A 21,837-nucleotide genomic window follows, 5' to 3' on the forward strand; every position below is an offset into this window, starting at 1 on the left:
GAGAGAGGGGGGCCTGCGGGGCGGTGAGCAGTGGGCGGCCACAGCACCCCGGTCCGGCACAGGCCGTCGCATGCCTCGACCCAGGCGGCGGTCCGCCCGGCCTCGACGTCGGCGTGACCCGCGAAGGAGCTTCACGCAGTCGTCTCGGTCTCGGTGTCGAGCGGGTCTCCACCAGGGGGCGCGTCGCACGGTCCGGTCCCAGGTACGCAGGAGGCCGGAAGGTGAAAGGCCAGGACGAAGGCCCGTTTCATCGGGAGCGCGAACATCGTCGAGTCAGCCCAGAGGGCGGCACATCACCTCGGACAGTGAAGCTCTTGGTGAAGGCCGGCCCCGTCTGCTGCGGAAGCCGGGAAGTCGCTGCCGCCGAAGTCCGCCGAACTCGCCGCCGACCCTGTGCCGTGCGGGCGAGCCCTCCAGAGGTGGAGGCGTCGCCACCTGCCTGCACACCGGACTGCGCTCCGCCGACCTGAAGTGCACTCTGTGTGCGGTTCGGGCTCCCGGTCACCCCGAGGCGGCCGGCGTCGGCGGACCCGGCCTTGAGTCAAGGCCCCGTCCGCACGGGGCGACACCGTGTCCGCCCTGCGTGATGACGCCCCATGCACAGACGACCGCACGCAGGGGTGGCTTTCAGGACGCCACACCCGGCATCCAGAATGAGGGTAGGCTAACCTAAGTCGATCATCCATGCAGTGGAGGAGTCTGTGATCGAAGCGCGAGCCGTACCCCGGGTCCCACCGGAGATCCGACCGGCACGGCAGCGGCTCACAGGAGTCGGCGGCCGGCGCCGCTGGGTGGGACTGCTGGTTCTGCTGGGGGTGGCGGCGCTCACCGTGCTGCTCTCCGTGGCCCTGGGGACCAAGCCGCTCTCACCGGGCCAGGTATGGCATGGTCTCTGGAGTCCTGAGGGCCTGGAGGCGGACGTCATCGTCCGAGACCTGCGCCTGCCGCGCACCTGGCTCGGACTGGTGGCCGGTGCTGCGCTGGGGGTGGCCGGGGCCTTGATGCAGGGGCATACCCGCAACCCCATCGCCGATCCGGTGGTCCTGGGCATCAGTGCTGGTGCGGGAACGTGCGTGGTTGCTGCCGTCTTCCTGCTGGGAGTATCCGGCCTCTACGGCTATGTGTGGTTCGGATTCCTCGGTGCCGCCGCGGCCAGCCTTCTGGTCTACGGTGTGGGGCTGGTCGCCAGAGGTGGCGCCACTCCTGTCACGCTGGCGCTGGCGGGTGCCGCCGCGCACGCGCTCTTCACGGCGCTCACCGCTGGCATGGTGCTGATCGACCGGCAGGCTCTGGAAATCTACCGGTTCTGGACGGTGGGCACGGTCTCCGGCCGCCCGATGGAACTCGTCGTGCAGATGCTCCCCTTCATCCTGGTGGGCCTGGCACTGGCCGCTGCCAACGCCGGCGGGCTGAACGCCCTGTCGCTGGGGGAGGACACGGCTCGGTCGCTGGGGCTACGCGTGGGTCCCACCCGGGCGATCGGCATGGCGGCCATCACCGTGCTGACCGGCACCGCTGTCGCCGTCTGCGGGCCGATCGGCTTCGCCGGGCTGGTCGCCACACACATCGCGCGGTACTTCACCGGGCCCGACTACCGCTGGATCCTCGCCTACGCCGGGCTCCTCGGCGCCTCACTGGTGGTCCTTGCCGACACCCTCGGCCGTCTGGTCGCCCGACCCGGAGAGCTTCAGGTCGGCATCATGCTCGCGCTGATCGGCGCCCCGGTCTTCATCTATCTGGTGAGCCGCCGAAAGCCGGTGGGACCATGAGCCTCCCCACTCCGCCTGGACCGCCCACGCAGGGCTCCTCGGCGCCCCTGGGCGCCGCCGCGACCGCCGAGCTGGACGATGCCCGCTCCGGCCCCCGGTCGGCCGTTCCCGGACGTCGGCCACTGCGCGCGGGTCCGCTCTCCGCCGTCTGGCGCCCCCGGCAGATCCTGGTGCCGCTGCTGATCGCCGCGATGCTCTTCGGGGCCGTCGTGGTAAGCACCGCCCGCGGCAGCGGATCCCTCTCAGCCTGGGAGGTGGCCCTGCGCCTGCTGGGCGGCGGTAACCCGGATCACGACTTCGTCATCTTCGAACTCCGCCTGCCGCGCGCCCTGATCGGCGTCCTGGTGGGCGGCGCGCTCGGGCTGGCCGGAGCGATCATCCAAGGCCTCGCACGTAACCCGTTGGCCAGCCCGGACATCCTGGGCATCACCAGCGGAGCCGGAGCCGGCGCCGTCACGGTGATCGTCCTGGGCGGCTCCTACGGCAGCGTCAGCGGCCCACTGGCAGACATCGGCATCCCCGCCGCCGCTGTCGGGGGAGCACTGATCGCAGCCATGGCCGTCTACCTGCTCGCGGTGCGACGGGGAATCTCCGGCTACCGGGTGCTGCTGGTCGGCGTCGGTGTGAACGCGGTTCTCGGCAGCGTGCTCTCCTGGCTGCTGGTCAAGGCCGACATCGCCGATGTCGGCCGCGCGCTGGTCTGGCTCAACGGCAGCCTCGACCAGGGCGCCGACTGGTCCACCGTCCGGACCGCCTCCCTGGTACTTGCCGCGCTGGTGCCTGTCGCCCTCGCACTCTCCTTCTCCTTCGGGGCCCTCGCCTACGACGAGGACACCACGCGAGGCCTCGGCGTGCGCATGACCGGTTCCCGGGCGGCGCTGCTTCTCACCGCCGTGCTCCTCACCGCCACCGCGACCGCGGCGGCCGGGCCGGTCGCCTTCGTCGCGCTGGCAGCACCGCAGCTGGCACTTCGGTTGGCCCGCACCGGCACACCGCCGCTGCTCGCCTCCGGCCTGTTGGGGGCGGCCGTCACGGTGTGGGCCGACGTGCTGGGCCGTACCACCTTCGGCGAACTGCAACTGCCGGTCGGCGTTCTGACGGCCGCGCTCGGCGCGCCCTACCTGCTCTATCTGCTCGTCCGAAGCGGAAAGGCCCGTATCTCATGACGGAGACCATCAAGATGGGCACGACGGCGGGGACTCCCGTGCCGCAGGAGCCGAAGGCGGCCGGAGCACATCGGGCTCCGGTGCGGCTGCGTGCCCGGGGCCTCACCCTGGGATATGCGGAGCACCTGGTGATCGAGGGACTCGACCTGGAGATTCCGGACGGTTCGTTCACCGCTGTCATCGGCCCCAACGGCTGCGGTAAGTCAACTCTGTTGCGGGCCCTCGGGCGGCTGATGAAGCCACGAGCCGGCGAAGTGCTGCTGGATGGCAGCCCCCTGCACCGGATGCCGACCCGTCAGGTGGCCCACCTGATAGGGCTGCTGCCGCAGTCTCCCGTGGCACCCGAGGGCATCAGCGTCGCAGACCTGGTCGCCCGGGGGCGGCATCCCCACCAGAGCTGGTACCGGCGCTGGTCCAGCGAGGACGAGGCGGTTGTGGCCCGGGCGATGCGGGCCACCGGTACCTACGAGCTGGCCGAGCGGAACCTGGACGAACTCTCGGGCGGACAGCGCCAGCGCGCCTGGATTGCCATGGCACTCGCCCAGGACACCGAGGTGCTGCTGCTGGACGAGCCCACCAACCACTTGGACCTGGCGCACCAAGTGGAGGTCCTGGACCTGGTGCGGGCGCTGCCCCGGGACCTCGGGCGTACCGTGGTGCTGGTGCTGCACGATCTGACGCTGGCGGCCAGATACGCGGACTGCCTGGTGGCGATGAAGGACGGGCGGATCGTCGCACAGGGCGCGCCGCGGGATGTGCTCGACGAGGAGTTGCTGCAGGAGGTGTTCGGGCTGCATGCCCGGGTCCGGCACGACGAGGAGACCGGTTGCCCGTTGGTGATCCCGCTCAGCCGCTCGACCGAGCAGGGCGGCTGAGCGCGGATGAGGAGGAGCCGGGCCTGAATCGCGCGGACGTGCATCGCGGACGAGTGGCCCGGACGACGGTCGGAGTGCCGCCCATCGGACGGGCCGGTACAGCCGACGCCCGGCCCGACCGGCACCGGTCGCGAGGTCGCCGCGCTCGGTCCTCGCTGCCGGACGGGGGGCGTCGAGCCGCCCGCGCCGTATGCGGGTCTCCCCGGCACTGACGTGGAGGCAGGACGAACAGGTCTTCCGAACGGATGTGAGTGCGGGGTGGGTGCTGATCCGGCACGAGGGCCCACCTTCCGCTGACGGGATGAGGTGGGCCGGACCCGGACCTTCCGGCGTGGAGTGGGCCGTGTCAGCAGGTGGCGGTGCCGGTGGAAACCGCCCAGGAGGGTCGGCCGATACCGGGCAGCTTCCGCCCGTCGCGGCCCCGCGCGTAGAGCGCGATGTGCCGGTGGCGTACCCGCACCTCCCCCAGCAGCGACGCGCCGTTCTTCTCGATCATCCTGCGAGAGGCGGAGTTGGCCGCGTCGGGTTCGAAGACCACGGTGTCACAGGCGGGATCCCGGGCCAGGAACTCGTCGGTGATCTCGCCGACTATCCGGGACCCCAGCCCCTGGCCGGTGTCGGCCGGATCTGCTATGGCCAAGTGAACACTCAGGTCGTGCGGTCGTGCCTGGTAGTGGTGGCCGACGATGTCCTGGGCCATCCGGTAGAACTCCATGTAGGCGATGGGGCGCCCGTGCTGTTCGACGATGACGGGCCTGGAGTACCCGGTGCGCAGCTGGGCCCTGATGTGAGCGTCCCAGCGTTCCAGTGGCCAGTCGTACTCCCAGCCCTTGGCGGTGTGCGGCCGGTTCATCCACTCACAGATCATCTCGATGTCGCCGTTGTCCGTCCGGGCATCGCGGAAGAGCAGTTCGCCCCGGTGGAGGCCGGTGGGCGGCGGTGGAACGGCAAGCCAGGAGGCAGGCAGCCCGTCGGTGGCATAGCGGGGCAGTACAGGAGGGATGGCGTTCACGGGGCGGCTCCATGGAGGGGCGGGTGTCCGAGGTGCGGGGCTCCTGCGCGGGACATCCGAGGCGACCGGGGCTGCCGGCTGCGCTCTGTCCACCCTGCGGGCGTGGTTCGCGACCACGCAGGCCGTTCCCTCGGGACGGGGCCGGACATCCTGAGGCGGCTGCCGGAAGTCTGCAGTACGCGGGAAGGTCATGGCAAACCGTGCACCGGTGAGGCGCAGATCACGTCGTGGTTGTTCTCGGGATGCCGAAGCCCTTGTGGACAGCGCCCTGTTGGGCTGTGGCCCGGGCTTCACGGCGGTTTCGGTAGGCCGGATGGCACAGAGCAGAGCCTGACCAACTTAGGTAAGGCTTGCCAAAGTAAAGATTCATCCAATAGCGTCACGATCAGCCAACTCGGCCAGAGCGATTCCGAGTTGTCCAGGGGAGTGCGTGCTCCTGCGCCACGCCACCCCCCGGCACGGCCCCTTGCGGGGCTCGTGCCGTTCCGCACGGAGGGTCGGCCGGACCCCAGCCCGTGATGCCAGGCCTCGCCGTCAGGACGCGCGAACGTAGCGCCGACGGAGGGCGGATGCCGTTCCGTCGGCCCCGCGCGGCCACCAACCCGCGCCAGAAAGGGTGTCTTCCACGTGCGATCGCACATCCTCGGACAGCTAGACCTCGACGACAGCAGACTCGCCCCGGACCTCGCCTACCTCGCCTCCGTACCCCGTGGAGAGGAGGGCTACGACGAGTTCAGCAACGGGTACTGGAAAAACCTCCCGCTGTGGAACGCCAGCGGTGACGCCGGGGACGACCTGTACCGGGACACCTGCTCACCCGCCCAACTCACCGAGCACGGCAAGCGGGTCGGCTACCTGAGGGAGCTGGTCGAGAGCGTCTTCGACACCGACCGGATCACCATGGTCCGCACCCGGAACCTGGTGGACGCCGTGGTGATCCCCCACCGGGACTTCGTGGAACTGGGGCGGGACGCGGAGCAGTACTTCCGGGTTCTGATGTTCCTGGAGCCCAACTCCGCCGCGCTGCACTCCGAGGACGACACCGTGCTCAACATGCGCCCCGGAGAGATCTGGTTCCTGGACGCCGGGGCGGTACACGCCGCTGCCAACTTCTCCGCGGACAGCAGGCAGATGCTCTGCGTCGACTTCGCCTTCGACGGTCCGTACGAGGAGGCGGACGTCTTCCGCGACAAGTCCTACCACCGGCCCGGTGCCGAGGCCCGGATCATCGAGCGTCCCCAGCTCCCCGCCGAGCGGCGGGAGGCGATCCTGAAACTCGGTGAGGTGGTGGACCGCTCCAACTTCAAGGAATTCCTCTTCCTCCTCGCCAAGGTGCACTTCCGCTACCACGTACCCGCCGAGGAAACGTACGGCTGGCTCCACTCGATCGCCGAGTCCTCCGGAGACGACCTGCTGGTGCGCAACGCCGTGGAGCTGCGTGACTACACCATCGGCGCCCGCACGCTGAGCGAGCGCTTCTCGCTCAACTCCTGGTCGTAGGAGACGGGCGTCATGGGGCACCGACCGGCGGCCCATGACGCCCGTCGATCGGCGAGGCCGCACCCGGCGGCGACGGGACGGACGCCCCACACCGGGGAGGAAGAGCGATGAGGAGAGGCACGATGGGCGGAACGGACACCGCTGCGGCGGAGCGGGACCGCAGACGCAGACTGGCGGCGCTGCGCAAGCGCATGGCCGAGAGCGACGGGGGGGCGAGAGGGCGTACCGGGCCCAAGCCCGTCGCCTTCGCACCCGGAGCCACGACCCCGGCAAGCCCCGCGCAGCAGCGGCTGTGGCTCCAGCACGACGCCGACGCCACTGGCGCCGCACTCAACGTGGGCACCGCCCTGACCTTGCGCGGTCCCATCGACATCCCCGCCCTGACGACAGCCGCCCGCACGGTCGCCGGCCATCACGAGATCCTGCGGACCCGCTACAACCTGACCGGCACGGGCGAGCTTCTGGCCGTCCCCGATCTGGCTGCCGACACGTTGCCGGTGACCGTCGTCGACACCCCTGGCGGCGGCTCGGACGCGCTGATCGCCACCGAACTGCGCACCCCCTTCGACCTGGAGGCCGCGCACCCGGTACGCCTGACCCTCTGCGTCGAAGGGCCCGACCACCACACACTGGTCCTGGTCGCCCACCACATCGCCTGGGACGACGCCTGCTGGCCGATCTTCTTCGACGACCTCGCCGCCGCCTACCAGGGACACACCCCCGCCCCCGCGGTCCGCTACGCCGAGGCCGCCCATGCTATGGAGCAGGAGCGCACGGTGGCGACGCCCCTCCTCCGCCGGCACTGGGAGGAGGCCCTGGCGGGTGCGGACCCGGCCACCGGGCTCGGCAGCGCCGACGCCCAGGAGCACACAGGCACCAGCCGTTCCCATGAAGTGGCTCTGGAGGCGTCCCTGTCCGGCGAGGTCGAGGAACTTGCCAGGCAGCGGTCCACCACCCCCTTCGTGGTGCTGCTCACCGCCTTCGCCGCAGGGCTGCGTCGGCACACGGGCAACGAACGGGCCCTGATCGGGACCCCGGTGACGCAGCGGGACAGCGAGCTGTGCGACCGCTCTCTGGGCTACTTCGGCAACGTCGTCCTGCTGCCCCTTGCCGTGCCTGCCGGGCACAGCCTGGGCAAGGCAGTGGAACGCACCGGACACACCGTCGCCGAAGCCCTCCAGAACCAGGACCTGCCCTACAGCGAGGCCGTACGGCTGCTGGGTGCCGCCGGTCGGCCCCGGCCGGTCGAGGTCAGCTTCGGCGTCGAGGACGCCGGGGTCCATCTGACACTGCCCGGCGTGGCCGTCGATGCCCGCGCGGTGCGCGGCGGAATCGGGCAGGCCCCGCTGTCCGTGATGGCTCGCCGTGCCCTGGACGGCCGCTGGGTTCTGCGCTTCGAATACCTTGAGGACGCCTATCCCGCCGGCCGGATCGACTCCCTGGCACAGACCTGTCTGCGGGTCCTGCGAGCTGCCCTGAAGAACCCCGGCACCTCCTTCGCCGAGCTCCCGCTGATCACCGAGGAGGAGCGCGAACTGCTTCTGAGCCGGGGTGCGGCCCCGGCCTTCGTCGGGCCTTGGCGCTCCGTGGTGGAGCGGATCGAGGCGCAGGCCGCCGCCCGGCCCGCCGCGGTCGCGGTGCGCACGGCAGGGACCACGCTGACCTACCGCGAGCTGAACAGCCGCGCGGCCGCCGTAGGCCGCTGGATCGCGGCCCGGGGCATCGGCTCCGAGGACCTGGTCGCCTGCGCACTCGGCCGCACCGTGGACAGCGCCGTGATCGCACTCGGAGTGCTGAAGTCCGGTGCCGCGTTGCTGCCCTTGGACGTCACGCACCCGGCCGACCGCCTGGCGGGCCTGCTGGCCGAGGCGGCACCGCGCCACCTGTTCACCAGTGCGGACACCGACGACCGGGTGCCCGGGGACGCCGTTCCGCGGACCGTCGTCGACTCGGCGTCCTGGCAGGCCGAGCTCGGACCACTCTCGGGTCGGGGCGAGCTGACCGACCGTGACCGGGTGCGCCCGCTACGTCCGCAGAACCTGGCGTACGTCATCTACACCTCCGGCTCGACCGGCACGCCCAAGGGCGTGGGCACCACCCATGCCGCACTCGGCGATCACCTGGAGTGGCTGATCGGCCACTTCCGGGACACTCACGACGAGGGCGAGACCGTCCGCTGGCTACGGCTGGCTTCCCCCGCCTTCGACGTCTCCCTCGGTGAGCTGCTGGGCCCGTTGTGCTTCGGCGGCGAAGTACTGGTGCCCCGGGCAGGCGCCGAGTCCGACCTCAATCTGCTCTTCGCCGAGCTGGCAGCGCTGGAGGCCACCGTTGTCCACGCCGTGCCGTCGTTCCTGAACTACCTGGCTGCGGCGGCGCCGGAGAGACCGCTGTCCTCGCTGCGCTGGCTGCCGGTCGGCGGCGAGGTGCTGCCCGGCGAGCTGGCCGACCGGGTACGCGCCCGGTTCGGCAACGGTGGCAGGGTCACCATCGGCAACTACTACGGGCCCACCGAGACCACCCAGTCCGTCACCGGCTACCGCGTCGAGGGCCCGCAGGGGCACCGCACGGTCCCCATCGGGCGGCCCAAGTGGGGCAACACCGCGCTGCTGCTGGACCCCGCACTCGGTCTCACCCTGCCCGGCGAGACGGGAGAGCTCTACCTTGAGGGGAGCTCGCTGGCCCGCGGCTACCTGGGGCGCCCGGCGCTCACGGCCGAGCGCTTCGTGCCCAGCCCCCTCACCCCCGGCCGTCGGCTCTACCGCACCGGGGACCTGGCGCGCTTCGGGCCCGACGGTGAACTCGAGTTCGCCGGCCGGGCGGACGACCAGGTCAAGATCCGCGGCTTCCGGGTGGAGCCGGGCGAGGTCGAGGTGGCGCTGCGCGCCCAGGACGGCGTACGGCAGGCCGTCGTCGTCGCCCGCGAACAGGCGGAGACCGGAACCGGCCTGGTCGCCTACCTCACCCCGGCTGGAGAGCAGGGCATCGACCTGCCGGCACTGCGCGCCCGACTGGCCGCCGCGCTCCCCGCCCACATGGTGCCCGGATCCTTCGTCCTTCTGGAGGAACTGCCGCTGACCCCGGCCGGTAAGACCGACCGCCGCGCTCTGCCCGAGGCGCCGTCAGAGGAGACAGCTGCCTTCCGGCCGCTCGACGGACGTCTGGAGCGCGAGATAGCCGAGCTCTTCGCCGAGCTCCTCACCCCGGCCGGCGAACCGGCCGCCGGACAGGCAGACGACGGAGGACCGACGGCCGGCGGACGCCGCGTCGGCTCCGACACCTCCTTCTTCGAACTGGGCGGTCACTCCCTGCTGCTCACCCGCCTCCTCTCGCAGGTCCGTCGCCGGTACGACACCACCGTCTCCGTACGGGACGCCTTCAACCGCGCCACCCCCGCCGGACTGGCCCGGCTGGTCCGCGAGAGCGCGACGGGCGAACCGGACCTCGGGCCCGCCCCGCCGCTGACCGCGCGGCCCCGTCCGGACACCCTCCCCCTCTCCTTCGCCCAGCAGCGCATCTGGTTCGTGGACCGGGTCGAGACGAACAGCACCACCTACAACGTGCCCATCGCCCTGGATCTCGCCGGTCCTCTCGACACCGACGCGCTGCGCGGCGCCCTCGGCGACCTGATGCTCCGGCACGAGAGCCTGCGCACCGTGTTCCCCGATCACGAGGGCGTCGGCCGCCAGCAGGTCCTGGACGACCACCGGGTCCAACTTCCGGTGACCGGGACGAACTCCGACGACCTGCGCTCCGTCCTCGCCACAGCCGCCGCGCACCCCTTCGACCTCACCCGTGAACGGCCGCTGCGCGCCGCGCTGTTCCGCGTCTCCGAGCAGCACCACGTGCTCTCCCTGCTGCTCCACCACATCGTGTGCGACGAGATCTCGGCAGGTCTGCTCGTGGACGACCTCACCCGCGCGTACGCGGCGCGGCTGGACGGCGGCGGGCGGGACGGCTCCCCGGTACTGCCCCCGCTGCCCGCCCAGTACGCCGACTACGCCCTGTGGCAACGGGAGCGGCTGGAAGCCGCGGACGGCCCGGCCGACCGGCTGGCGGAGTTCTGGCACGGGTACCTGGCCGACCTGCCGCAGGACACCGCCGTCACTCCGGACCGCCCACGCCCGGCCCGGCCCGACCCGGCCGGCGGCGTCGTCCCCTTCACCTTCGACGCCGACGTCCGGCAGGGCGTCGAACGGCTTGCCGAGGCGACGGGCGCGACACCCTTCATCGTGCTGCAGGCGGCCGTCGCCACCCTGTTGTGCAAGCTCGGCGCCGGCGATGACGTGCCGCTCGGCACCCCCGTCGCCAACCGGCCCGACGAGGCGGTGACCGAGGCCGTCGGCCTCTTCGTCAATCTGGTGGTGGTACGCAACGACCTCACCGGGGACCCCACCCTGGAGGAGATCGTGCGCCGCGCCAGGACACGCGCCGTGGACGCCTACCACCACGCCGAACTGCCCTTCGAGCGGATGGTCGAGGAAGCCGGTGCCGAACGCTCGCTGAGCGTCAACCCGCTCTTCCAGGTACTGGTCCAGCTGCGGGACGAAGAGGACCTCACCCGGACGGCGGGCGGGCTGCGCTGGCGCTCGCTGCCCCAGCACACCGCCACCGCCAAGTACGACCTCTCCGTCAACTTCGAGCCCAGCGCACGGTCCGGAGGATGGGCCGGCGAGCTGATCTACCGGCGCGACCTCTACGACGAGGCCACCGTGCGCCGGCTGGCCGACCGGCTCGGCCTGGTCCTGCGCGCCATGGGAGGGGAGCCCGGCCGCAGACTGCACACTCTGGAACTGGTCACCGAGGAAGAGCGCCGGCTGATCCTGCGGAAGTGGAGTAGCGGACCGCAGGCCGCCCCCGACCTCGCCGAGACCCTGCCAGCGCTCGTCGAACGGTCCCGGGGCGCATACAACCTGCCCGGCGGTACCGAGCGAACGGCTGTGGAGTGCGCGGGCCGCACCATCGGCTACACCGAACTCCACCGGCGCAGCGACCGGCTCGCCCGGCTGTTGCTGGCGCGCGGCGCGGGCCCGGACCGCTTCGTCGCCATAGCCGTACCCCGCTCCATCGACATGGTGGTCGCGCTGCTCGCGGTCGTGAAGACCGGAGCCGCCTACCTGCCGCTGGACCTGCGACTCCCGCCCGATCGACTGGCTTACATGATCGACGACGCGGCCCCCGTCGCCGTTCTCACCCGCTCGGACGCCACAGCCGGCCTGCCCGACACCCGCACGGCCTCGCTGCTGCCGCTGGACGGCGCCGAGACGGCGGCCGAACTCGCCGCGCAGTCCGACGAGCGGCTGCCCGAGGAGGTGTCCCTGCACGCCCGGGGCGAGAACATCTCCTACTTCCTCTACACCTCCGGATCCACCGGTGTGCCCAAGGGCGTGATCGGCACCCAACTGGCCTACGCCGCCCGGCTTACCTGGCAGCCCCTGCGCTACCCGGTGGCCCAGCCCGATGTCCGGCTCTGCCAAGGCTGGCTGAGCTTCCACGACGGCGGCTGCGAGATACTCGCCGGCCTGATCGCCGGGGCCCGCCTGATCGTCGCCGACGAGGCGGAGGCCCGCGACGTGGGCAGCCTGGTCGGCCTGATCGAGAACAATCCGATCGGGCAGGTGACCGCGGTTCCCACCGCCATCAACGCGCTGATCGACGCCTCCCCGGAGGCGGTCCGCTCGGTACCCCGCTGGATCAGCAGTGGTGAGCCCATGACCCCGACCCTGCTGCGTCGGCTGCGGGCAGTGGCACCTGACGCGGAGATCGTCAACAACTACGGTGCCACCGAGCTGAGCGGCGGTGTCGTCCGGGGACCGATGCACCGTCACGGTCTCCACCTGGGCACCCCCGTCGACGGCGCCCGGGTGCTGGTCCTGGACCGCCACCTCAACCTCTGCCCGCCCGGAGTGCCCGGCGAGGTGTACGCCGCGGGCCACCAGGTGGCCCGCGGCTACTGGAGGCGCCCCGGCCTGTCCGCCGCCCGCTTCCTCCCCGACCTCTACGGTGACACCCCCGGCACCTTGCTGTACCGCACCGGGGACCGGGCCCGCTGGAGCCGGGACGGCCGGCTGCTCTTCGACGGCCGCACCGACCACCAGGTGAAGCTGCGCGGCATCAGGGTGGAACTGGGAGAGATCGAGGCCGCTCTCCGCCTGGCGCCCGAGGTGGCCCTGGCCGCCGCCCGTACCCACCGGGAGAACGACTCCACCCAGCTGGTCGGATACGTCACCCTGGCCGATCGGAGCACCGACCGGGACGCGGCGCTCGCCTCCGTCCGCGAGCACCTGTCCCGGGAACTGCCCGTCTACCTGCACCCGTCGGTGCTCACCGTGCTGGACACCATGCCGCTGACCGGTTCCGGCAAGGTGAACCGGCCCGCCCTGCCACTGCCGGACCTGCGTACCTCCGGTACCCGGCAGCCTCCGCGCGGTGCCACCGAGGAGGCCGTGGCCGCGCTCTTCGCGGACGTTCTCGGTGCGACGGACATCGGGCGCGAGGACGGCTTCTTCGCCCTCGGCGGGGACAGCATCATCTCCGTCCAACTCGCCAGCCGTGCTCGTGCCAAGGGGCTGGCGATCACCGCGCAGATGGTTTTCGAGAACCCCACCGTCGCCGAACTGGCCGAGGCATGCGACCGCGCCGAGGCCGACACCCACGACCGGGCGGCGGCCCCCGGCGTGTCGAGGCCGGACACCGAGGTCTCCGGCCTCGACAAGGAAACCCTCCAGGCGCTGCTCGGCAGCTGGAAGAGAGCCTGATTTGCCCGCCGCGACACCCCCGAAGACCCCCGCAACCCCGCCCCCGGCGGGACCGTACGGAAGCTGGAGCACTGAGCCGATGGAGTCGCTGTCCCTTCAGGACGCCGAACGGCGCTTCGGCGCCGGGAGAGCCGAGACGCGAGGGCTGATCTGCGTCGTCGGCGCCGGCCCCAAGGCGCTGGCCACCGCGGCCAAGAGCCAGGTGCTCAGGGAACTGGGCGTGGAAGCCCCTCGTGTGCTGGTCGTCGAACCCTACGGTGTCGGTGCCAACTGGACGGCGGCCGGCGGCCGCACCAACGGTCGTCCGCGGTTGTCCACCAGCCCGGAGAAGGACCTCGGATTCCCCTACACCTCCCAGGGACACGGCACGGCGATCGATGCCTCGGTCAACACCCTGATGCAGAAGTTCTCCTGGACGGCGTTCCTGGTTTCCGCGGGTCGCTACGCGGCCTGGGTGGACGCCGGCCGCCCCAGCCCACGCCACCTGGACTGGGCCGCGTATCTCCGGTGGGCCGCCGAAAGGACCGACTTCCCCCTGGTCAGCGGCTGGGTGCGCCGACTGGAGACCTCCTGCGGCCAGTGGGAGGTCACGGTCGAGGGAAGCAGCGGGGGATCCGCCGCCCTCTGGGCCGACCGCGTCATGATCAGCGGACCGGGCCCGCACGGCGGCAGGCTGGCGGACGACGCGATCTGCACCGTCGAGGAGTTCTGGCGACTGGGCCTGGACACCACGCTGGTCGACCCCGCCGTCGCCGTGGTCGGCGGAGGAGAGACCGCCGCCGCGGTCGTCGAGGATCTGGTGCGCCAGCACTCCGGCCGGACCACCGTGATCAGCCCGTACCCCGTGGTGTACAGCCGTGGCGAGGGCTTCTTCGAGAACGCCCTCTACTCCAGCCCGGAACGCTGGCGCGAACTACCGGAGCAGGACCGCCGCGAGGTCATCGCCCGTACCGACCGGGGGGTCTACTCGCCCCGTGCCATCGAGGCCATCACGACCGAGGCCACGGTGCTGCACCAGCAGGGCACCGTCACCGCCGTGCGCCGTGCGGACACCCAGGTGGAACTGGAGCTGCACAACCCGGGACGTGCCGCGCGCACCCTCCGATTCGACGTGGTCATCGACGCCACCGGAGCTCGCCCCGACTGGTTCCTGGACCTGCTGGCGGACCGGGCCCGGTCCGCCGTCGCGGCGATCGTCGGCGACGCCCCGGAGACCGCGGAGGCCCTGGAGCGGCACATCCGCGCGGACCTCTCCCTGGACGGACTGCGGCCCAAGCTGCTGCTTCCCACCCTCGCCGCCTATGCCCAGGGCCCCGGGTTCGCCAACCTGAGCTCCCTCGGGCTGCTGTCCGACCGCGTCCTGGCGGAGAGCCGGGACACCTCCGCGCCCGCCACACGGCCACGGGTCTCCCTGCCCGAGGGCGGCGAGCCGGCATGACTCACCCCGAGCATGGCGCCGTGCAGCGAGACCCCCGGGCGGAGGACGCCCCGCAGCGGGCCCGCCAGGACATCGCTGTCGTCGGTCTCGCCTGCCGGGTGCCAGGCGCCGACACCCCCGACGAGCTCTGGCACCTGCTGACCGAGGGCCGCCGCGCCAACGGCCGCGCGCCCGACGGCCGCTTCGCGGCCGCGGAAGTACCGGTCGAGTTCCGCACCCGGATCGGGCAGGGTTCCTACCACCCGGCCGCCGGGTGCTTCGACGCCCGGCTCTTCCGCATGTCCGACAGGGAAGCCGCCGCCGTCGACCCGCACCAGCGGTGGGCCCTGGAGCTGGCCTGGACCGCCCTGGAGGACGCCGGCCAGGACCCCTCGGCACCACGCGAGCGCGGCCTCGGTGTCTTCGTCGGTTCCATGGGCGCCGACTGGGCGATGGAACAGGCCGCCCGCCGCCGCGACGCCATCGGACCGGGAACCCTGGCAGCCACCACGCCCTCGATGATCGCAGCCCGGGTCTCCCACGCCTTCAAGCTGCAGGGCCCCAGCCTCGTCGTCGACACCGGGCAGTCCTCCGGGCTGGTAGCCGTCCATCAGGCCGCGCAGGCGATCCGAGCGGGCGACTGCTCCGGGGCACTGGTGGTCGCTGTCAACCTCAACCTGTCCACCGAGAGCGCCACCGCCACCGCCTCGTTCGGGGGCCAGTCACCTTCCGGTCGCGCCACGCTCTTCGACGACGACGCCGACGGATATGTACGCGGCGAGGGCGGCGCGGCCGTCCTGCTGCGCCCCCTCGCCGACGCGCTGCGCGACGGGGACCGCGTTCACGCGGTGCTCAGGGGCAGCGCCGTCACCCACGACGGCTCCGGCACCCTGCTGGTCCCCGCCCCCGAAGCGCATGCCCGGACCATCCGGCGGGCCTGCGCCGACGCGGGGGCCGCCCCCGAAGCCGTCGGTTTCGTCGAACTCCACGGCACCGGCACCCCGGTCGGCGACCGCGCCGAGGCCGACGCCCTCCAGCAGGTCTTCGCCTGCGCCGGGGGCACCGGACCCGCTGTCGGCTCGATCAAGACCACCGTGGGCCACTTGGAGGGCGCGGCCGGGCTCCTCGGCCTGGTCAAGGCGGTGCTGGTGGTCGCCCGGGGAACGGTTCCGGGCACGGCCGGGCACCGGGGCGGCAGACTCGCCCGCCGCCTCGCCGACGACGGCATCACCGTGCCCGCGTCCCCCGAGCCGTTGCCACCGGGCACCCTCGCGGGTGTCAGCTCTCTCGGCATGGGCGGCACCAACTGCCATGTGGTGCTCGCCCCGCCGCCCGTGCCCGCGTACCTGTCCACCGGGCAGCCGGGCAGCGACGCGGAGAAGTCCGCACCCGAGGCCGTCCCCATGACGCTGTCGGCGGCCACGCCCGAGTCGCTGCGCGTCACCGCTGCCGCGCTGCGCGACTGGGCCGAGGCGCGAGGGGAGCGGCTGGCCCGGCCCGGAGCCCTGGCCTCCATCGCCCGCACGCTCACCACCCGGCGTGCCCGACTGCCTCGGAGAGCCTCCTTCACCGCCTGCTCGGCAGCCGAACTGACCGACCGACTGGACCGGATCGCACAGGGCACCGGGGGGCGTGCCGTGCACCTGGGCGCAGGGCCCCGGACCCGCACCGCCTTTCTCTTCCCCGGGCAGGGTGCCCAGCGGACCGGAATGGGCAGCAGACTTCTCGAACTCCCCGGCTACGCCGAACGGTTCGACGCCGTGGCCGCACACGCCGACCCCCTGCTCGACATCCCGCTGCGCGAGCTGCTCCGTGACCGCCACGGAGTAGCGGAGGAGAACGCGCTCCACGACACCCGCTACACCCAGATCGCCCTGTTCGCCCACGGGGTCGCGCTCAGCGGCCTTGCGGAGGAGCTCGGTGTACATGCCGACGTCTTGGGCGGCCACTCCGTCGGAGAGCTCACCGCCGCCCACATCGCGGGCGTGCTGGACCTGGCCGACGCCGTACGGCTGGTGGTCGCGCGCGGCGCCGCCATGGCCGAAGCCGAGCCCGTGGGCGCGATGGTCTCGGTACGAGCCGAGGAGAGCCGGGTCCGCGAGACGCTCGACGCCCACCACTTCGAGGTGGACATCGCCGCCCTCAACGGCCCCGCTTCCACCGTCATCTCCGGTGACCGTGCCTCCGTGCTCGCCTGCGCCGAGGCGTTGCGGGCCCGGGGGTACCGCACCCGGATCCTCCCGGTCCGCCATGCCTTCCACTCCCGGCACATGGACCCGGTGCTGGCGCAGTTCCGCGCGGCAGCCGCCGCGATCACCTACCGCAGGCCGACGCGACCGGTGCTGTCCAACCTCAGCGGCCGGTTCGCCGAGGGCGGGGACCTGACCACAGCCGATTACTGGGTACGGCACATCCGCCGCACCGTCCGCTTCGGCGACGGCCTCGCCACCCTGCGGGCCGACGGAATCCGGCTCTGCCTCGAACTCGGTCCCACCCGCATCCTGACCCCGCTGGTGAGGGACGCCGAAGACGGCGGCCCCGAGACCGCCGCCGCCTCCTTCGGCCACGAGGAGGACGCCGAGTACGCCGCCTTCCTGAACGCGCTGACGCTCGCCCGGTCCCACGGCCACGCGGTGCGGTGGCACACGCTGCCGGGGCTGGACGCACCCGGCTGGACGCCCCTGCCCACCTACCGCTTCACCGGACGCGACCACGGGTCCGGCCGGCGAGCCGAAGCCGGCTCCCGCCGGGCCGACGAGGCGGCCGGTGCCCCGGGGGCGACGCCGGATGCCCCGAGAGACCCGTCGGCCCTGGTGCGCGCGGCGATCGCCGACGTACTGGACATCACCGACATCCACGCCCGATCGGCCGACACCCCTCTCGCCGACCTGGGGGTGACCTCGGTCGGCGGGCTGGAGCTGCGTGCCGAACTGGCCTCGCGTACCGGCCTGGACCTGGCCGCGTCGCTTCTCTACGATCACCCCACCCCCCGGGCCCTGGCCGAGCACATCGCCGCCCGCCTCCGGCAGCACCGTGCCGGGCAGCCGCGCTCGCCTGTCCCCGCGCGACCCGTACGCGGCTCCGTCGGCTCCGGACCGGAGCACGACCCCGTCGTCATCGCCGCGGCGGCCTGCCGCTACCCCGGCGCGGTGTCCTCCCCCGAGGAACTGTGGCGGCTGGCGTCCTTCGGGCCGTACGCCGTCGGGGGCTTCCCCGACGACAGGGGACCGCACTGGGCCGACGAGCGGATCCGGGTGCGATCCGGCGGGTTCCTCGCCGACGTGGCAGGCTTCGACGCCGCCTTCTTCGGCATCTCACCGCGTGAGGCGCGCGCGATGGACCCACAGCAGCGCATCATGCTCGAACTGTGCTGGGAGGTGCTGGAGCGTGCCGGGATCGATCCCCGTTCCCTGCGCGGCACCGAGACGGCGGTGTTCCTCGGCGCGATGGCGGGTGACTACGCACAGGCCGCCCACGAGGCCGGCGACGAACTCGGCGGACACGAACTGACCGGCACCTCCAGCGCCGTCCTCTCCGGGCGCATCGCCTACCAGTTGGGCCTGACCGGGCCGGCGCTGACCGTCGACACAGCCTGCTCCTCCTCCCTGGTCGCCCTGCACCTCGCGGTCCGCTCGCTCCTGCAGGACGAGTGCGAACTCGCCCTGGCCGGCGGGATCACCGTGATGTCCACCCCCAGGATGTACCGGGACTTCCAGCGCCTCGGGGGACTGTCCGCGAACGGCCGCTGCCGGCCCTTCTCCGCCGACGCCGACGGCACGGTGTGGAGCGAGGGAGCCGGCGCGGTGGTGGTGACCCGCCGGTCCGAGGCACGACGCCGAGGTCTGCCGGTGCTGGCCGTCGTCGCGGGCAGTGCGGTCAACCAGGACGGGGCCAGCAACGGCCTGACGGCCCCCAGCGGAACCGCGCAGCGGCGGGTCGTGCAGCGGGCGCTGGCCGATGCCGGCCTGCGCCCCGCGGACATCGACGCCGTCGAGGCGCACGGAACCGGAACGGTGCTGGGCGACTCCATCGAGGCGCAGGCGTTGATCGAGAGCTACGCCACGGACCGGGCAGGTGCGGAGGGCGACCCGGCGGTCGGTCCGGGGCCTCTTCGCATCGGTTCTCTGAAGGCGCTGACCGGGCATACCCAGGCCGCGGCGGGAATCGGCGGAGTCATCGTGCTCGTCGAGGCGCTGCGCCGCGGCGAACTCCCGCCGACCCTGCGCGGCAGCGAGCCGACGCCCAAGGTGGACTGGCCGCCGGACGCCGTGCGCATGCTCACCGAGCCCGTCCCGTGGCCGAGGGCGGCCCGCACCCGCCGGGCCGCAGTCTCCTCCTTCGGTATGAGCGGCACCAACGCCCACCTCATCCTCGAAGACCCGGACCCGCAACCGATCCCGACGTCGATTCCTGCCCCGGTCCGCAGCCCGCAGGCCCCTCGGGGAACCCGCTCGCCCCGGGCCTCCCTGCCGTTCGTCGTCTCCGCCGCCTCGCGCGAGGCGCTCGAATCCCAGCTGGGCCGGGTGCGCGAGGCATTGGTCGAGACCCCCCGATCGGGTCTGCCGGAGGCTGCCCGGACCCTCGCCACCCGCCGGGCCGCACTCTCCCACCGGGCCGCCGTCGTCGCGCACGACCACGCGGACCTGCTCGTCGGCCTGGACGCGGCACGGACCGGTGCGCCACGGGAAGGCGTGGCACGCGGCACCGCGCACGGCGAGTACGCCGTGGCCTTCGTCTACCCCGGCCAGGGCTCCCAGTGGCCGGGCATGGGTCGGCTGCTGCTGCGGGAGGCCCCGGTCTTCGCCCGCGAGGTGGACCGCTGTGCGGACGCTTTCGCTCCGCATGTGGGTTTCTCCGTCACGCGGTTGCTGGCCGGTGAGGAGCCGACCGGTGTCACGGACTCCCTGGAGGGCGTCCAGGTGGCGCTGTTCACGATGATGGCCGGGCTCACCGCCCTGTGGCGGAACGGCGGAGTGGAGCCGGACCTGGTGCTCGGCCACTCCCAGGGGGAGGTGGCGGCGGCCTACGCGGCCGGGGCTCTGACCCTTCAGGACGCGGCGGCCGTGGTCACCACCCGGGCGCGGCTGCTCTCCTCGCTCGCGGGCAGCGGCGCCATGACGGTGCTCGGCCTGGACGAGGACGGGACCAGGCGGCTGCTCGCCGAGCGCCGCGACGGCTCCGTGGAGGTCGCCGTCTGCAACGGTCCGGGCAGCACCGTGGTCTCCGGGCCGCCGAAGGCCGTCGCCGCACTGGCCGACCACTGCCGACGCGTCGGGATCCGCACCGTCGCGGTCGCCGTCGACTACGCCTCGCACTCCGCGATGGTGGAGCCGGTGGCCCGCCCGCTGACCGGCCGACTCGCAGGGATCGCCCCGCGCCCGTCCCGCGTCCCGTTCTTCTCCACCACTCGGGCCGACTGGCTCACCGGGACCGAGGTGGATGCGGGGTACTGGTACGAGAACCTGCGCGGCACGGTCCGCTTCGCGGACGCGGTGGCCGCGGTCAGCGACTCCCGCCCCACCGCTTTCGTCGAGATCAGCCCGCACGAGGTGCTTACCGCTCCGATCACCGCACTGCTGGACGGACTCGGGGAGCGGCCCGCGCCCGTCGTCGGCAGCCTCCGCCGCGACCAGGGCGGCCACCACGACTTCCTCGCCCGGCTGAGCTACGCCTGGACTCAGGGTGTCCCGGTTTCCTGGGGCAGTGCCGCGCCCGGCGGACAGACAGGCCACTTCCAGGACACCGAGGGGAACGGGGAACCCGCCGCACTGCCGCCCACGCCCTTCCGGCACCAGCGGTACTGGATCCGGACGGACGCTCCGGCGCCCGCCCGGCCGGTCCTGCCCGCACCGCCCGCGTCCTCGGCCGAGGACGCCCCGCGCACGGCGTCGGCCCCGGCGGATGCAGAGGCGGCCGTGCTGGCCCAGGTCACCGAAGTACTGCACCTTCCACCCGGACAGGCGGAAGAGGAGGACGAACGGTCCTTCCGGGAACTGGGGCTGGACTCGTTGACCACGATCGATCTGCGTCGCCGCATCCGGGAGTCGCTCGGCGTACCGGTGCCGATCGGCGTCTTCCGGACCCATGACACCCCGCGGCGGCTGGCCCGCTGGGTGCGTGACCACCTGACCACCACCGAGGAGGAGCGGCGTGATGTCTGAGACAGCACCACGATGGACCGAACTCACCGCGGCCGACGCCGCGTTCACCGAGGAGCGGCTGCCCGGCCTGCTCGACCGGCTGGCCGGGCACCCCCTGGCCGAGCTGGAGTCGTCCGCAAGCCCGGTCCTGCCACTGTTCCGTGAGGCGGGCGGCCCCGGGCTGCTGATCCCCACCCACCACGGCGGCCTGGGCCTGGACTGTGGCCAGGCGCTGCGGGTGCAGTCCGCGCTCTCCACCCGCTCCCCCTCGCTCGGCGTGGGCACGATGATGCACCACCTGGCGGTGGTGTCCTTCGTGGAGTACCTGCGCGTCCACGTGGGCGACGACGCGCCGCAGTGGTCGCTGCTCGCCGCCGTCGCCCGCGACCGCCGGCTCCTCGCGTCGGCTTCCTCCGAGGCCCGCCGCGGCGACGACGCCCTCGTGCCGCGGACCACCGCCACCGCGGTCGCCGGGGGGGAGGAGTTCCTGCTGAGCGGCGCGAAGAAGCCCTGCAGCCTGGCGCGTTCCATGGACATCCTCACCACCAGTGTCCGAGTGTGCTCCGAGGACGAGAGGGACGGTACGGTCGCGCTCGCCGTCATTCCCGCCGGCCTGGACGGAATCCAGGTGCGGCCGTTCTGGAACAGCCCGGTGCTGGCCGCTGCCGAGAGCGAGGAGATCGTCCTCGACGAGGTGCGGGTTCCCGCCGTGATGTTGCTGCCGGGCGGGCACCCGGAACGCGGCATGGACGAGCTCCAGACCCGGGCCTGGATCTGGTTCGAGATCCTCGCCTGTGGCACCTACCTGGGCACCGCCCAGGCGCTGTTCGACCGGGCCGCACACGCCCCGCGCACGGATCGCCGTGGCCTGGGAGAGGTCGCCGCCGACCTGTACGCCTGTCGGGCGGCCTGCGCCGCCGCGGCGGGGACCTTCGACGCGGGCGCCTCCGCCGAGGAGGCCATGGCCGTCGCACTGATGGCCCGGCTGCACGTGGAGGAGCGCCTGCCGGAGTTGTGCTCCCGGCTCGCCCGGCTGCTCGGCGGACTCGCCTTCGTCACCGGCCCCGACCCGGCGTATCTGATGTCCGCCGCCAGGGCGCTGGCCTTCCACCCGCCCGGTCGGGGGCCCGCCGCCGACTCCGCAGGCCGGTACCTGGCCGGCGAGCCGCTCGACCTTTCCATTTTCTGAGGAGCACGACTGTG

At 72.6% G+C, this 21,837-nt stretch carries 9 protein-coding genes; 8 read left to right on the plus strand and 1 reads right to left on the minus strand.

Annotated elements, in window-relative coordinates; all coding sequences use genetic code 11:
- Nucleotides 1-701 precede the first annotated feature (701 nt).
- Genes B9S58_RS25850 through B9S58_RS25860 form a run of 3 tightly spaced genes read left to right on the plus strand, consistent with a single transcriptional unit; the run spans nt 702 to nt 3,810 of the window.
- Nucleotides 702-1,769 carry an iron ABC transporter permease gene (locus B9S58_RS25850; protein WP_258045026.1) on the plus strand — a complete coding sequence of 356 codons (1,068 nt, stop codon included), beginning with the start codon at nt 702-704 and terminating at the stop codon, nt 1,767-1,769.
- The gene (locus tag B9S58_RS25855; RefSeq protein ID WP_103534441.1) at nt 1,766-2,935 is read left to right on the plus strand and encodes an iron chelate uptake ABC transporter family permease subunit; all 1,170 of its coding nucleotides are present in this window, start codon (nt 1,766-1,768) and stop codon (nt 2,933-2,935) included. Before B9S58_RS25850 ends, B9S58_RS25855 begins: the two co-directional genes overlap by 4 nt.
- A 14-nt stretch (nt 2,936-2,949) precedes the next feature.
- A complete protein-coding gene (locus tag B9S58_RS25860) occupies nt 2,950-3,810 on the plus strand; it encodes an ABC transporter ATP-binding protein (RefSeq protein ID WP_219818916.1) in 861 nt (286 codons plus the stop codon).
- 346 nt (nt 3,811-4,156) lie between these two features.
- Here the strand turns inward: B9S58_RS25860 and B9S58_RS25865 are convergent, their stop codons facing one another.
- Nucleotides 4,157-4,822: a GNAT family N-acetyltransferase gene (locus tag B9S58_RS25865; RefSeq protein ID WP_181009453.1), complete on the minus strand. Its 666-nt coding sequence runs from the start codon at nt 4,820-4,822 to the stop codon at nt 4,157-4,159.
- Between the two features lie 627 nt (nt 4,823-5,449).
- Between B9S58_RS25865 and B9S58_RS25870 the strand changes: the two genes are divergently transcribed.
- The 5 genes from B9S58_RS25870 to B9S58_RS25890 all read left to right on the plus strand — a co-directional run bounded on the left by B9S58_RS25870 (nt 5,450) and on the right by B9S58_RS25890 (nt 21,823).
- Nucleotides 5,450-6,322: an aspartyl/asparaginyl beta-hydroxylase domain-containing protein gene (locus B9S58_RS25870; protein WP_103534444.1), complete on the plus strand. Its 873-nt coding sequence runs from the start codon at nt 5,450-5,452 to the stop codon at nt 6,320-6,322.
- 122 nt (nt 6,323-6,444) lie between these two features.
- The gene (locus B9S58_RS25875) at nt 6,445-13,077 is read left to right on the plus strand and encodes a non-ribosomal peptide synthetase (RefSeq protein WP_181009454.1); all 6,633 of its coding nucleotides are present in this window, start codon (nt 6,445-6,447) and stop codon (nt 13,075-13,077) included.
- Between the two features lie 79 nt (nt 13,078-13,156).
- Entirely contained in the window at nt 13,157-14,515 is a 1,359-nt protein-coding gene (locus B9S58_RS25880; protein WP_181009455.1) for a SidA/IucD/PvdA family monooxygenase, read from the plus strand.
- A gap of 20 nt (nt 14,516-14,535) precedes the next feature.
- A complete protein-coding gene (locus tag B9S58_RS25885; RefSeq protein WP_181009456.1) occupies nt 14,536-20,655 on the plus strand; it encodes a type I polyketide synthase in 6,120 nt (2,039 codons plus the stop codon).
- On the plus strand, nt 20,648-21,823 hold the full coding sequence (locus B9S58_RS25890) for an acyl-CoA dehydrogenase family protein (RefSeq protein ID WP_103534447.1): 1,176 nt from the start codon (nt 20,648-20,650) through the stop codon (nt 21,821-21,823). Before B9S58_RS25885 ends, B9S58_RS25890 begins: the two co-directional genes overlap by 8 nt.
- Nucleotides 21,824-21,837: the final 14 nt, after the last annotated feature.

This window comes from Streptomyces sp. SM11 (assembly GCF_002910905.1).
Classification (GTDB): Bacteria; Actinomycetota; Actinomycetes; order Streptomycetales; family Streptomycetaceae; genus Streptomyces.

What these genes read in the sequence shown, in the direction of transcription:
- B9S58_RS25855 (WP_103534441.1), top strand. Translation starts at nt 1,766, where the DNA reads ATGAGCCTCCCCACTCCGCCTGGACCGCCCACGCAGGGCTCCTCGGCG.
- B9S58_RS25860 (WP_219818916.1), top strand. Translation starts at nt 2,950, where the DNA reads ATGGGCACGACGGCGGGGACTCCCGTGCCGCAGGAGCCGAAGGCGGCC.
- B9S58_RS25875 (WP_181009454.1), top strand. Translation starts at nt 6,445, where the DNA reads ATGGGCGGAACGGACACCGCTGCGGCGGAGCGGGACCGCAGACGCAGA.
- B9S58_RS25880 (WP_181009455.1), top strand. Translation starts at nt 13,157, where the DNA reads ATGGAGTCGCTGTCCCTTCAGGACGCCGAACGGCGCTTCGGCGCCGGG.
- B9S58_RS25890 (WP_103534447.1), top strand. Translation starts at nt 20,648, where the DNA reads ATGTCTGAGACAGCACCACGATGGACCGAACTCACCGCGGCCGACGCC.